The sequence below is a fragment of the Izhakiella australiensis genome, from assembly GCF_002006995.1.
In the GTDB taxonomy this organism is placed as follows: Bacteria; Pseudomonadota; Gammaproteobacteria; order Enterobacterales; family Enterobacteriaceae; genus Izhakiella; species Izhakiella australiensis.
This window is the reverse complement of the sequence record NZ_MRUL01000014.1, coordinates 19,898-33,750: the sequence shown is the minus strand read 5'-3', so window position 1 is coordinate 33,750 and position 13,853 is coordinate 19,898. Positions and strand designations below refer to the sequence as shown.

12 protein-coding genes are annotated in these 13,853 nt (G+C 57.0%); 7 read left to right on the top strand and 5 right to left on the bottom strand.

Annotation, left to right across the window (positions count from 1 at the left end):
- Nucleotides 1–280: 280 nt before the first annotated feature.
- A complete protein-coding gene (locus BTJ39_RS17425) occupies nt 281–1,093 on the top strand; it encodes a hypothetical protein (protein ID WP_078003961.1) in 813 nt (270 codons plus the stop codon).
- Nucleotides 1,094–1,279: 186 nt separating this feature from the next.
- The gene (gene rlmG / locus BTJ39_RS17420) at nt 1,280–2,401 is read left to right on the top strand and encodes a 23S rRNA (guanine(1835)-N(2))-methyltransferase RlmG (protein ID WP_078003960.1); all 1,122 of its coding nucleotides are present in this window, start codon (nt 1,280–1,282) and stop codon (nt 2,399–2,401) included.
- On the opposite strand, the gene BTJ39_RS17415 is transcribed toward rlmG, so the two are convergent.
- From BTJ39_RS17415 to BTJ39_RS17400, 4 genes are all read right to left on the bottom strand, one after another.
- Entirely contained in the window at nt 2,398–3,138 is a 741-nt protein-coding gene (locus tag BTJ39_RS17415; RefSeq protein ID WP_078003959.1) for a purine nucleoside phosphorylase YfiH/LACC1 family protein, read from the bottom strand. The genes rlmG and BTJ39_RS17415 overlap by 4 nt on opposite strands.
- 117 nt (nt 3,139–3,255) lie before the next feature.
- The gene (locus tag BTJ39_RS17410; protein WP_096777758.1) at nt 3,256–5,268 is read right to left on the bottom strand and encodes an NADPH-dependent 2,4-dienoyl-CoA reductase; all 2,013 of its coding nucleotides are present in this window, start codon (nt 5,266–5,268) and stop codon (nt 3,256–3,258) included.
- A gap of 130 nt (nt 5,269–5,398) precedes the next feature.
- A complete protein-coding gene (locus tag BTJ39_RS17405) occupies nt 5,399–6,001 on the bottom strand; it encodes a hypothetical protein (RefSeq protein WP_139356373.1) in 603 nt (200 codons plus the stop codon).
- A gap of 183 nt (nt 6,002–6,184) precedes the next feature.
- Entirely contained in the window at nt 6,185–6,475 is a 291-nt protein-coding gene (locus BTJ39_RS17400) for an Rdx family protein (protein WP_078003956.1), read from the bottom strand.
- Nucleotides 6,476–6,832: 357 nt separating this feature from the next.
- On the opposite strand from BTJ39_RS17400, the gene BTJ39_RS17395 reads away from it, so the two are divergent.
- From BTJ39_RS17395 to BTJ39_RS17375, 5 genes are read left to right on the top strand one after another with little or no spacing between them, the layout of a single operon-like run.
- Entirely contained in the window at nt 6,833–9,238 is a 2,406-nt protein-coding gene (locus BTJ39_RS17395; RefSeq protein ID WP_078003955.1) for a TonB-dependent hemoglobin/transferrin/lactoferrin family receptor, read from the top strand.
- Between the two features lie 49 nt (nt 9,239–9,287).
- Nucleotides 9,288–10,319 carry a hemin-degrading factor gene (locus tag BTJ39_RS17390; protein ID WP_078004032.1) on the top strand — a complete coding sequence of 344 codons (1,032 nt, stop codon included), beginning with the start codon at nt 9,288–9,290 and terminating at the stop codon, nt 10,317–10,319.
- On the top strand, nt 10,316–11,131 hold the full coding sequence (locus BTJ39_RS17385) for a heme/hemin ABC transporter substrate-binding protein (protein ID WP_078003954.1): 816 nt from the start codon (nt 10,316–10,318) through the stop codon (nt 11,129–11,131). The genes BTJ39_RS17390 and BTJ39_RS17385 overlap by 4 nt, the downstream gene beginning before the upstream one ends.
- 32 nt (nt 11,132–11,163) lie before the next feature.
- On the top strand, nt 11,164–12,135 hold the full coding sequence (locus BTJ39_RS17380; RefSeq protein WP_422386048.1) for a FecCD family ABC transporter permease: 972 nt from the start codon (nt 11,164–11,166) through the stop codon (nt 12,133–12,135).
- Nucleotides 12,128–12,922, top strand: a complete 795-nt coding sequence (locus tag BTJ39_RS17375) for a heme ABC transporter ATP-binding protein (protein WP_078003952.1) — start codon at nt 12,128–12,130, stop codon at nt 12,920–12,922. The genes BTJ39_RS17380 and BTJ39_RS17375 overlap by 8 nt, the downstream gene beginning before the upstream one ends.
- A gap of 2 nt (nt 12,923–12,924) precedes the next feature.
- On the opposite strand, the gene BTJ39_RS17370 is transcribed toward BTJ39_RS17375, so the two are convergent.
- A complete protein-coding gene (locus tag BTJ39_RS17370) occupies nt 12,925–13,773 on the bottom strand; it encodes a DeoR/GlpR family DNA-binding transcription regulator (protein ID WP_096777755.1) in 849 nt (282 codons plus the stop codon).
- Nucleotides 13,774–13,853: the final 80 nt, after the last annotated feature.

The window sequence follows — 13,853 nt, the reverse complement described above, 5'->3', positions numbered from 1 at the left end:
TGTATCAGGTTGTTTATTGTGGTCATTTTTACTCTCAACTTCACTGGTTAAAACAGCGCACATTAAATAGCTATTTACTTTATTTCTTTCAAAATTCGCCCATTTACTGGCTGATTGCTTTATACGCTAAAGGCTGGCTCTAAACCTCTGCGAGTGACCGAATACGCAGACGCTAAAAAATTGGATCAGAATGAACGCTTTTTTATAGAAAAATAAAAGTTAACACCAGTAAGATTATTTTTATTTCATCAACTTTAATCGTTAAATCCAGGGTTTATATATGAATATTAATTGTTTTCCTTGTTTTTCAAAACCGTCTCAGACAGACAGTACTCAAGCCTTTCTCAATGCCAGCAAAGCGGCAAGTAAGAAAAACAGGGTGACAACATCAGGTCTTGAAAAGCTATTAAAAAAAGTTGAGAACTCACCAAAAGAGCTGAGCAAGAAAGATTTTGAACAAATTTCCGGCTGCGTCGCAAAAATGAGCAATATTCTGCGAAATCAACACTCAGATAAGTTGCGTGACAAACTGAACGTGATTAATAACGCGTTTTCTCAGGCAAAAGAAAAGCTCACTTCGGAGGCAATTGACGCCCGTGCCGAAGAAAATAGTGCTTCGCGTAGCGGCCAGATCCAACAGGCATTACAAACCATCCGTAACATACTTCCTGCGCTGGAAAATAAAGAAAAAGAGTATCGCAAAGAAATAGCCGACGCTATTAACAGGCTTCCTGACACAAAAGCGAAAAGTAAGGCCAGAGAAATAATCGGCCGTGGTCACTATTCTGCATTCTCCCGGGACAGCGCGATTACTCAGTCACTTTTTCCAGACCAGACAGTAAAGGTTGAACGGGAGTATGGTTATCAAAATCAGCGCCATCGACATCCAGATGCGGACAAGTGGACTTCACTTGAGGATATCGGCGTGAAATGGGCCGGGATGGCGCGCAGTCTGAATAAGGCTCAGTCCATTATTAAACCGGCGGACAAGTTACAGCTTACCTCGCAGCAGACCGATCGTCTGGGGGACGTGCACCTGACCCCGCAGCAGAAGCAGTTACTGGAGTTTGCCAGTAAGTTTAGTAATAGATAAATTTCATTATTTAACAAGGGAATAAATGAGCGGCCGCCATCGAAAAACAATCATTGCAGCATGACGCGCCGCGCATTGCCCCAGGCGTAAGAAAGGGCGCTTTCACCTGGGGCGGCAAATAAAAATATTTACTGGCGAACGATTTTAAGGGATAAAGCGCCTGCATTTGTCTAAACCGGAGCGCCAATGAGCCATTCTGTCTATTCGCTGGAAAACCTGACGCTGCAGCGTTTCCCGCCCCAGCGCGATGAGAGCCCGCTGCAGGCCTGGGAAGCCGCCGATGAGTTCTTACTGCAGCAGCTGGAAGGACCGGCTGCCGGGCCTACCCTGATTTTCAACGACAGTTTCGGCGCGCTGGCCTGCGCCTGCCATGGCGACGCTCCCTTCAGCATCAGTGATTCGCTGCTTAGCCAGCTGGCTACGCGTCAGAATCTGCAGCTCAATCAGCTGCCAGCGGAAGCAGTGACGCTGCTCGACTCGCTCAGCCCGCTGCCCGCCGCGCCTGCCAGAGTATTGATTAAAATACCAAAAACCCTGGCGCTGCTTGAGCAGCAGCTGCGGGCGCTACGCCATGTCGTGACGCCGCAAACGCGCATCATCGCCGCCGCGAAAGCGAAAGAGATCCATAGCTCGACGCTGCAACTGTTTGAACGGGTGCTGGGTATGACAACCACCTCTCTGGCGTGGAAAAAGGCGCGGCTGGTATTTTGCCAGTGGCAGGCACCTGCGCTGAAAGACGATGAGATGATCCAGCGCTGGCCGCTTGATAGCGGTGAGACGATTGCCAATCACGCCAGCGTGTTTGCCCGTAGCGGACTGGATATCGGCGCACGTTTTTTTATCCAGCACCTGCCGCAAAACCTGTCGGGGGAGATTATCGATCTTGGCTGTGGTAATGGCGTTATTGGGCTGGTGGCACTGCGCGAGAATCCGCTGGCGCAGGTGCATTTCGTCGACGAGTCCTGGATGGCGGTGGCGTCCAGCCGCTTGAATATTGAAGTCAACCAGCCCGCGTCGCTGACGCGGGCGCAGTTCAGCGTGAATCATGCACTGAGCGGTTTTGCCGCCGATAGCGCCGCGGCGGTGCTTTGCAATCCGCCGTTCCATCAGCAAAACGCCCTTACCGATCATATTGCCTGGCAGATGTTTCGCGATGCCCGGCGCTGTTTGCAGCGCGGCGGAGAGCTAAGGATTGTCGGCAACCGTCATCTTGATTATCACCACAAGTTAAAAAAACTTTTTGGTAACTGCCAGTTAGTCGCCAGCAACAATAAATTCGTGGTGCTACGCTGCGTTAAGCAGCCTTAATCAACGCGGCGTATCCACGAATAGCGCTGCTGATAGCCGCCGTCGAAATGGGTGTTGCGCCGGTAGCTGGCATGCTCTTCGGCGGCGCAGTAGGTGCAGACGCTTAGCTGCTCAACGTTCTCTGACGCCAGCCCCCAGGCCTCAGCCATCCGCTGCGCCAGCGCCGGTAAATCAAACCAGACGCCGCTCTGTTGGGCCACCGCTTGCGGCCGCCGCGCCAGCCGGTTAGTGGGCTGTTGCGGCGACCAGGGCAGGGCGTCACGCAGCGGCGCCAGCGCTGGCTGCTGCTGCATATCTGTAATCACCTGCTGACCCAGCTCGTAGCAGCAGGGGCCAATTGCCGGACCGATAATTAACAGCAGGCTGTCCGGCACCGCGCCCATCTCGCACAGCTTATTCAGCACATTGATATGAATACCGGCGGTAACGCCGCGCAGGCCGCCGTGGGCGGCGGCAACCCGGCGCTGATGCCGATCGACGATCAGCATGGGCAGGCAGTCGGCCGTGTAAACCGCGACCGGGCGGTCATCGGTCGCGATGACCGCATCGCCTTCGCAGCTTTTGGCCGGGAACGCCTGCTGGCTGGACAGCACCGTTGCGCTATGGCGCTGGTGACCGTAGGCTGCATCTTCAGGGGGACGCGCGCCGGCTGGCATAAACTGATACTCGACCCATGGCAGAGCGTCCAGCAGCCGGGAGCGGTGAACGGTCGCAGTCGAGCTAGCGGTGGCAGACATCATCTCATCCTGTGGTCTGAAGGTTGAATAGCGATTCTGCCAGCTTAACGCTGAAATGCGATATTTTTAATACAAACGCTTAACAAATAATGTTGACAATTTTTGCCTGAAAATCGCCTACAGCGCCAGGCCCAGACGGGTTCCTCGGGCGATGGCGCGGCGGGCGTCCAGCTCGCGGGCGACTTCAGCGCCGCCGATAACATGCACCGTTTTGCCCGCCGCGCGTAGCGGCTCCGCCAGCGGATTAAAGCTGAGCTGCCCGGCGCAGATAACCACATTATCAACTGGCAGGCAGGTCGCCTCGCCATCGCGCAGCAGATGCAGACCGCGATCGTCAATGCGCTGATAGCTGACGCCGCCCCACTGATGTACGCCGCGCATTTGCAGGCTGGCGCGATGGATCCAGCCGGTGGTTTTGCCGAGATCGGCGCCCGGTTTGCCGGGTTTACGCTGTAGCAGCCAGATTTCGCGAGCGCTTTTCTCCGCCTGTGGACGCAGCAGGCCGCCGGGCTGCTGCAGCGAGCGATCGATTCCCCACTCCTGGCAAAAGGCCGCAATATCCAGCGAGGTTGCCGGACCATGCTGGCTCAGGAATTCTGCGACGTCAAAACCGATCCCGCCTGCGCCAATCAGCGCGACGCGGCTACCGACCGGCGCGCCGTCGCGTAACACCGCAAGATAGCTGAGCACTGAAGGATGGTCGATGCCTGGAATGTCCGGCATCCGCGGCTCAACGCCGGTGGCAAGGATAACCTCATCAAACGCCAGAAGCGTTGGGGTATCGGCCAGGGTATTGAGCCGCAGCGTCACGCCATGCAGGCTTAGCTGGCGGCGGTAATAGCGCAGCGTTTCATTGAATTCTTCTTTGCCGGGAATGCGGCGAGCGAGGTTGAACTGGCCGCCGACTTCGGCGGCTGCCTCGAACAGCGTTACCCGATGCCCGCGCTGGGCGGCGCTGATAGCACAGGCCAGACCGGCCGGGCCGGCACCGACAATTGCCAGGTTTTTCACTAACTGAGCTGGATGCAGCGGCATTTCGGTTTCGTGACAGGCGCGTGGATTTACCAGACAGGAGGTGAGCTGGCCTTGAAAAATCTGATCCAGGCAGGCCTGATTACAGCCGATGCAGGTATTAATTTCGTCGTGTCGCTGCTGACGCGCTTTTAACACCAGTTCAGCGTCCGCCAGCAGCGGGCGCGCCATCGAGACCATATCGGCACAGCCGTCGCTCAGCAGCTGCTGGGCAACCCTGGGATCGTTAATGCGGTTGGTGGTGATAAGCGGGACGCGCAAATGGGGCTTCAGCGCCTGCGTAACCCAGGCAAAGGCCGCTCGTGGCACCGAGGTGGCGATGGTCGGGATGCGTGCTTCATGCCAGCCGATGCCGGTATTAATCAGCGTGGCGCCCGCGGCTTCAATTTCTTTAGCCAGCGCCAGGGTCTGCGGCAGGGTGGCGCCTTGCTCGACCAGATCAAGCATCGACAAGCGGTAGATAATGATAAACGCTTCGCCGACGGCGGCGCGTACCGCCTTGACGATTTCCACCGCAAAGCGGCGGCGGCGTTGCTCATCGCCGCCCCAGCCATCGTTACGCTGATTGGTGCGTTCAACCAGAAACTGATTAATCAGGTAGCCTTCCGACCCCATGATTTCCACGCCGTCATAGCCCGCCTGCTGTGCCAGCGCGGCGCAGCGGGCGAATTTTTCAATCAGCGCTTCAACTTCCTCGCCGGTTAGCTCACGGGGTTTATAAGGATTAATTGCGGCCTGAATGGCCGAGGGGGCGACCAGATCAGGCTGGTAGCTATAGCGTCCGGCGTGCAGAATTTGTAGCGCGATTTTACCGCCAGCCTGATGTACGGCCTCGGTAATAATCCGATGGTGCGCCAGCGGCGCTTCGTCGGCCAGCACTGACGCGCCAGCGCTGACCACACCCTCCGGCGACGGGGCAATGCCGCCGGTGACAATCAGTCCAACTTCTGCGCGCGCTCTCTCGGCATAAAAGGCCGCCAGACGCTGCGCGCCGTCCGGATGCTCTTCCAGCCCGGTGTGCATTGAACCCATCAGCACGCGATTTTTTAGCTGGGTAAATCCGAGGTCCAGCGGTGAGAAGAGGGAAATAGCGGCCATAATATTACTCATCAAGTGGTCGGATGAGTTAACTGTAGCGTGCCGCCACCCGCTTGCAAAGCCAGGCGTAACCGGAGTGTGACCGGGCGCGAAAACTGGCGCTCAGCGGAGTCGGTCTGATGCCGATTGTTTAGCCGTTAGTCGTCAGCTGTTCAAATGACATGCCGGCAACCTGATTATTTTCATAGTAATAGCGCAGAGCATTTATCGTGCTCTCATCTTTTGAGTCGGCGCGGGTTTCAAACTGCTGACAGCTGGCGCGCGCAGAGGCGGGCGACTTGAAATAGTCCGCGACCTCACTCCGGGTGGCGCCAAGAGAGGGAACGGTAACGCCGGAAAGATAGATTGGTCTGGCTGGTATATCGCAATGGGCTTTATTGTCGATGGCGCTCAGCATAATAGTCGATAAATTCCCGTGCTCGATATCGGTACGGGAAATAAACCACCAGGTAAGATTTTCCGCCTGGGAATGGTAGCAAAGCCATTCCTCCCGGTCGTTTTTCTGAATATCACCTTTGAACTGCTGCTGAATATCGTCGAGGGTGGTGCGCTCCAGCACGATGGGAAAATTACGCGAGCGAAATTTGGCCGGCAGCGCGCGTTCGCTGTCAATTTTCGCCGCCGGCGCGGCGCAGCGGGCGTTATAGTGGCGGCCAAAGCCGTCCAGCGAGGCCGCCACCGCCTGCTGGCAGAGCAGAGCGCCGCACAGCGCAACAAACAACATTTTTATCATGATAATTTCCATCCGCTCAGACTAAGCCGTGGCACGCGGGTTGGCGTGCCGGCATCATCCAACCGGGAATAAATACCTAAGGAGCCTTTTAACATCCTGTCTCATTAAACTGTTTTATCGACCGCTATGGCCCGGTGCGGCACTGGATCTGATGTTAATCATCGTTCTCTTTTGAGACAGGCATTAAGGCGTCTTTCTATGGCTGCCATGGGCGGGCGTTTTGTCCGGAAAATAAAGTGCGCAAAGACGTTGTTTCAACGCTGCCGCATCCGGAAAGCCACCATCCCGCTTACGTTCCCATATCACCTGTTCATTGGCGGTAATTTGATACACGCCGCCTGTACCGGGCTCCAGGGTAACCGATGCCAGTTCGTCGGCAAAACTATTCAGTAACTCCTGCGCCATCCAGGCGGCTCTCAGCAGCCAGTTGCATTGCACACAGTATTTGATAGTAATTGCCGGTTTGGTCGTCATTGGCTAGCTCATTCTGGCGAAATAAAACAAGCTAATTATTTGATGTTTCCCAAAGAGTAGCAATGCCTGCAACACAATTAAAAGCGCTATCCGCGCTTCTTTACATAAATGCGTGTCGCACCCTGTTTTTGCCAGCGATTAAATTAAAACTCCAATCCATAAAAACGATTGATAGTGATTATCATTTGTATTATCTTTTCTTTCGCCACAGGCGCTCACATGCAGAAGCACCGTGAAAGTTACTCGTTATCCTATTTTTCGCGCTGCGTTGTCGGGCGCGTTTTTTAATGTTTTGCGTAACACCAGCAATCGTTGAGCTCCCAATAACCATGACAGGGACTATTACAGGGTTCAGCCATGCTCAATACTTCTTTAAAGCAAGGATCGCTTCACCTGCGCGCTTTAATCGGAACGCTGATCGCAACAATGTGCGTTCAGGCGAGCGCCGCAGAACACACTGCCGGCAATCCGGTAAATAATAATGTTCAGTCTACCCCGGCTAAAAGTGGATTCGCCGCCAGAAAACCTGCTGACGAACCGTCAATGGTCGTCACGGCGCCGCTGCCGGAAAAAAAAGCCGGTTCGCACACCAGAATTACCGCTGAACAGATGCAGCAAATCGGCGCCGATGACTTCGGAACCATTATGCGTTATCAGCCGCTGGTTTCCGCAACCGGCGTCAGCGGTGGTTCCGGCGCCGGAAAAAGTGGTTTTGACCGCGGTGGTTACACCGGTTACAACATTCGCGGGCTGGAAAGTAATCGCGTAGGGATTGACGTGGACGGTATTCCGCTACCGAATGCAACCGGGCGTAGCTACGCCAGCCGCGCCGGGTTAAATACCTTTGGCATCGGCCGCGACTATATCGATCCCTACATGTACGGTCAGGTAGATATTGAGGCCGGCGCTACCTCCACCGCAACGGCAAATACCGCCATCGGCGGCATGGTTTCATTTGCGCCAAAATCCGCCGATGACTTCCTGCATCCGGGTAAAGATAGCTACTTCGGCTATCAGAGTGATTATGACTCCGCCAGCCGCAGTTGGCATAACGGCTTAACGGCTGCGGCCGGCGACAGTGAGCTACGCGGCGTTTTTGTGCTCAGCCGCCGCGACGGGCAGCAGATGGAAAATAACAGCGGTGTTCACGATGCTTATCCCGCCAACTGGCACTCCACCGCGCTACTGACTTCCGGTATCTGGCAGCCCAACGATCAGCATAAGCTGACCGGCACCGTTGATTATTACCATAAGACGAATCATACCCATTACGATACCTGGAACAGCGGCGGCAGCAGCACTATCGGCACCTCCTATCAGCAGAGCGAAACCCGCCGCTTAGGCCTGTCGCTGCGCGATGAATGGTCGCCGTTTAACCGCTGGATTGATACCGTTGATACCCGGCTATTCTGGCAGCAAACCCAGGCCCATGATAATACCCTGATGCCGACCGACAGCCGCACCACAGAGCGCGTTTATTCTGATTACAACGTGGATACGTTCGGGTTTGAAAGCCGTCTGGCAAAAAACTGGGGACGCCATGATTTCAGCGCCGGCGCTAATGCCCGTTTTGAAAGCGCCAAACGTCCTTTCCGCCAGGAACCGGCGCCGAGTACCTTCGGCGCAATCACCAAGCCGCAGGCGGACAGCCGGACGACGTTGCTTGGTGGCTTTGTGCAGGATAATATCCACTTCGACGTTAACGATCACAATCTGTCGCTGATCCCTGGCGTGCGGGTCGCGCGGCAGGAGACCAAACCGCGTGATCTTGGCGAAATGACGGCTAACAGCAGCGTGCTGACGGAAAATGGCGTTAACACGCTGTATGGCAAGTCCTTTAGCGATACCCGCGTATTGCCCTCGTTGACGCTGACTTATGACCTGACGCCCAGGCTGATGACCTATCTGCAGTATAAGCGCGGCGTGCAGTTCCCGGATGCCAGCCAGCTTTATGGTTCCTGGAACCTTGGTGCCTCCTACGCCGGACGTCAGCAGTATGCGCTGATCGGTAATACCGACCTGAAAACGGAAAGCAGCAATGATTTCGAATGGGGCATGAAGGGGACGCTCACCGAAGGTGTAACCTTCAGCACCGCGCTGTTTTACAACGACTATGACAATTTTATCGCCTATACCCGCTATACCCGCGCCGGCAGCCCGGATAAATTCGTCAATGTACCGGGGAACATCTACACCACCTATCAGGCGGAAAACCGAGATAAAACCTATATTTATGGCGGTGAACTGGCAACGCGCATTAACTTCGGCACCTGGTTTGAAGCGGTTGATGGTCTGAGCGCCACCCTGGCATACGGCTACAGTCAGGGTAAAGCGAAGTCCAGCTATCTGGGCGACAAGTATATTGATCTCGACAGCGTACCGCCGATGAAAGCCGTGGTGGGACTCGCCTGGGACGATCCGGCGAAGCGTTATGGTGCGGCCATCACGGCCACCTTCGTTAAGGGCAAGCGTGCGATCGACAGCAACCGTGAAGCTTACAATAACAGCGGCGCGGCACTCGCCAATGGCAGCAAAGAGTATGACCGCGTGCCGGGCTATGGTCTGGTGGACCTCAGCGCCTGGTGGCGGGTTGCCGATCACGTCAAGCTCAGCGGCGGCATTTATAACCTGACCGATCGCAAATACTGGGATTATCTGAGCGACCGCCAGCTGACCAGCGTTACTAATCAGGATGCCTACGACAGAGCGCTGGCTGTGATGCCTGGCCGTAGCTTCCAGCTTGGCGTGAACGTCGATTTCTGATGCATTACCGCGCTGCCCCGGTGCAGCGCGTCATAAGGAGAGAATGAATATGACCCAAAGGTATGAGCAGTATCTGGCGCTGAAAGCCGCCGAACCGAAAAAATACGCGCGCGATCTTGCCACGCAGATGGGGATCAGCGAGGCCGAGTTGAGCCAGGCACGTTGCGGCCATGACGCCCGGGCGTTAAAAGCGGACGTCCGTCAGCTGCTGACGGCGCTTTCGGCGGTGGGCGAAACCAAATCTATTACCCGTAATGAATACGCGGTGCATGAAATTATTGGCTGCTATGAAAATCTACACCTTGGCAACCATGCCGGGCTGGTGCTGAATCCGCGCGCGCTCGATTTGCGCCTGTTCCCCGGCCAGTGGCAAAGCGCTTTTGCTTTGCAGGAAGCAACCACGCGCGGCGAGCGTCACAGCATTCAGTTTTTTGATAATCAGGGCGACGCGGTATTAAAGGTTTACGCCACCGATAACACCGACATGACTGCCTGGCAGGCAATGGTCGATCGCTTTGAAGATGATGCTTTGTCGCCGCTGGCGGTTACGCCAGCGGAAACGCTACAGTGGAACCCGCAGCCTGACGCGCTGGCCATTGAGCAGGAATGGCGGACGATGACCGACGTTCATCAGTTCTTCGGTTTACTTAAGCGCCATAATATTTCCCGCCAGCAGGCGTTCCGGGCCGTAGCGAGCGATCTGGCGCGTCAGGTTGATAACCAGGCGCTGACGCAGATCCTCAGACTGGCAAAAGAAGACGGCAATGAGATTATGATCTTCGTTGGCAACCGGGGTTGCACGCAGATCTTTACCGGCGTCATCCGCAATCTGCAGCCGATGCATGGCTGGCTGAACATTTTTAATCCCGACTTCACGCTGCATTTACGTGAAGATCAAATCGCAGAGAGCTGGGTAACCCGCAAGCCAACAGATAATGGCTTTGTTACCAGTCTGGAGCTGTTTGCCGCCGATGGCACGCAGATAGCGCAGCTTTACGGGCAGCGTACTGAAGGTCAGGCTGAGCAAAACCTTTGGCGCGAGCAGCTGGCAACGCTGAGCGACACGGGAGAAGCGGCATGAAGTGCTGGCTGCTGCTTTTGCTGCTGTCTTTTTCAGCAGTCAGCGCCGAGAGGGTGGTTTCAATCGGCGGTGACGTGACGCAAATCGTGTATGCGCTGGGCGCGCAGCAGGATTTGGTCGCGCGTGATAGCACCAGCCTGCATCCGGCAGCGGTGACTAAGCTGCCGGACGTCGGCTATATGCGTCAGCTTAATGCTGAAGGCATCCTGGCGATGAAACCGACGCTGGTGTTGAGTAGCGATCTGGCAAAACCCTCGCTTGCGCTGGAGCAGGTGGCGCGCGCCGGTGTAAAGGTGGCGCTGGTGCCCGGTGAACCCAGTCTTGCCACTATCGACAAAAAAATAACGGTTATCGCGCAGGCGTTGCACAAAGAGGCGCAGGGTAAGGCGCTGACTCAGCGTATGAATAAAGTGCTGGCGCAGGTGCCGCATCAGTCGTTGCCGGTAAAAGTGCTGTTCATCATGAATAACAGCGGCATGAACAGCATGGGTGCCGGCACCGGCACCGCCGCCGATGCGGCAATTCGCAGCGCCGGTTTAATCAATGCCATGGGCAACGTTCGGCACTATCAACCTCTTTCGCAGGAGGGGGTGGTAGCCAGCGCACCTCAGCTGGTGGTGATCGGTAAATCCAGCGCGCAGGCCTATGGCGGCGAAGACAGTATCTGGACGCTACCCGGCCTGGCGCTGACACCGGCGGGCAAAGCGCATCGTCTGCTGGTGGTGGATGATATGGCTCTGCTGGGCTTTGTGCTGGATACGCCGGACGCTATCGTCAGTCTGCGCAAAGCCGCCGAACGGATTAAGCAATGAGGCAGGTTCACGCTCTGCGCTGGCTGCTGTTAATGCTGGCGCTCATGTTGTTAATGATGATTCTGGCCGCCAACCTCGGCGCCATGCGTCTTACGCTGCTCCAGCTATGGCAACAGCCGATGGATAGCATGGTGTGGCAGGTCTGGTGGGATATTCGCCTGCCGCGCGTGCTGCTGGCGGTACTGGTTGGCGGCGCGCTGGCGCTGTCGGGCGGCATCATGCAGGGGCTATTTCGTAACCCGCTGGCCGATCCTGGCCTGCTGGGCATCAGCAGCGGCGCGGCACTGGCGGTAGCGCTGTCCGTGGTGCTGACCTTTACCTCTCTTGCCCCCGGCGCGCTGGCGCTGTGGGTGCCGATGCTGGCGGCATTCGTTGGCAGCCTGGCGGTAACGCTGATTATTTTTACGCTCAGCCGCAGCGGCAGCAGTTCGCTGGCGCGCCTGCTGCTGGTGGGCATTGCCATCAACGCCCTGTGCGGTTCGGCGGTCGGGGTGCTTTCGTGGCTCAGTAGCGATCAGCAACTGCGTCAGCTTTCACTCTGGGGAATGGGCAGCCTGGGACAGGCGCAGTGGCCGCTGGTGGGCGCCTGCGCCAGCCTGATGTTGCCAACGATGCTGCTAGTCCAGCGCCTTACCGCCCGACTCAATCTGCTGCAGCTGGGAGAAGAAGAAGCGCATTATCTTGGCATTGATGTGCGGCGCACCCAGCGCCAGCTGCTGGTGCTGAGCGCGCTGCTGGTCGCGGCCTCGGTGGCGGTAAGCGGCATTATCGGTTTCGTCGGGCTGGTGGTGCCGCATCTGATGCGTATGTGTCTCGGCGGCGATCACCGCTGGATGCTGCCAGGCTCGGTGCTGGCGGGTGCGATGCTACTGCTGCTGGCCGATACCATCGCCCGTACCCTGGTGGCACCGGCGGAAATGCCAGTCGGGCTGATCACCAGTCTGATCGGCGGCCCCTGGTTTCTCTGGCTGATCCTGCGGCGCTCAGGGGGCCTCCATGGCTGATTTCGACGGCGCTCATTTACTGGCAGCGCAGTCCATAAGCTACCGCGCGGCGTCACGTATGCTGGTCGACGGGGTATCCCTGACGCTGGCTCCCGGTGAAATGGTCGCGCTGATTGGCCCTAACGGCGCGGGGAAATCCACCCTGATGCGCTTGCTAAGCGGCTATCTCCCGCTGGATGCCGGGCACTGCGTTTTACAGGGGCGAGCGCTGGGAGAGTGGCCGCGTCAGGCGCTGGCCCGGCAAAGGGCGGTGATGCGCCAACAGCACCAGATTACTTTTCCACTCAGCGTGCGGGAAATTGTGGCGATGGGACGGGCGCCCTGGCCTGAACGCCATTCCGGGGAGGTCGTGGAGCAGGTCATGGCGCTTACCGATAGCGCTAACCTTGCCGATCGCGATTTTCGTCAGCTGTCCGGCGGCGAACAGCAGCGGGTTCAGCTGGCGCGGGCGCTGGCTCAGCTCTGGCACGACGCGGGGCCGCGCGGCTGGCTGTTTCTCGATGAGCCGACATCCGCCCTTGACCTTTATCACCAACAGCAGGCGCTGCGCCTGCTGCACCGCTTGACGCGCCAGGGCGAGCTGAGCGTTTGCTGTGTGCTGCACGATCTTAATCTGGCCGCGCTCTGGGCCGACAGAATGGTATTAATGCACGGTGGAAAGCTGGTCGCCTGCGATACCCCGGCCGGCGTAATGACGGAAGCAACGCTGACGCGCTGGTATCGGGCCGATTTGCAAATCTATTCCCATCCGCTGGAAGGTGTGCCCCAGGTCGCGCTGCGCCGTTGAGGCTAGGCGCCGGATTTGACCGGGGCGATCATCACGTTGATACCGCTGTCGCGCATTCTGTCGATATACGGTAGCGGAGTGCCCTGGTTGACGATCACCACGTCAAATTCATCCAGCCGGGCAAAGTGATGCAGCGCGCGGCGTTCAAATTTAGTGTGATCGCACAGCAGCACGCGCTTTGCCGAAGCGTCAAACATCGCGCGCTTGGTTTCTACGGTTTCCGCCGACTGGTGAAAGACCGCGCCGTCGGTAATGGCCGACATGCTGACAAAAAACAGATCGGCGCGCAGCCTGGCGATTTCATAACGCGTCATCTGACCCATAAAGGCATTGCACCAGTTGTAAAACTGGCCGCCGAGGCCGAGCAGGGTGATATCACGTCCGCTTTTCAGCTCTGCCATTAGCGGCAGGGAATTGGTGATCACCGTTAGCGGCGCGCGGGCAGGTAAAAAGCGCGCCATCTGCAGCACGGTCGTTGAGTCATCCATAAACATTGACAGGCCGGCTTCGATAAGGGTCGCGGCGGTTTCGGCGATAGCCCGCTTCTCATCCAGCTCGCGCGTGGCGCGATAGATATCGCTGGATTCAACCTGACTGGTTGAGGTGGCGGAAACCACGCCGCGTGCCTTGCGCAGCAAACCGCGCTCTACCAGCTCATCGATGTCACGATGGGCGGTCATCAGGCTGATGCCAAAACGATCGGTTAAGTCTTCGATGCGTATGGCGCCTTCGGCAATCACCGCTTCGACAATCAGCTGACGCCGTGCCAGCTGGCGTGCCTGGCGGCTGTCGCCCGGCATCTGCTCGGCCATGAATATATCAACGGCTTTTTCCGGCGTTATCGGGCCCATAGTGCATCCAGAGTCATCAGAGGGAAGAGAACCGGCCTTATTAGACCGCCTCTTGGCGAATTTGGCAAATCGCTGAAGGG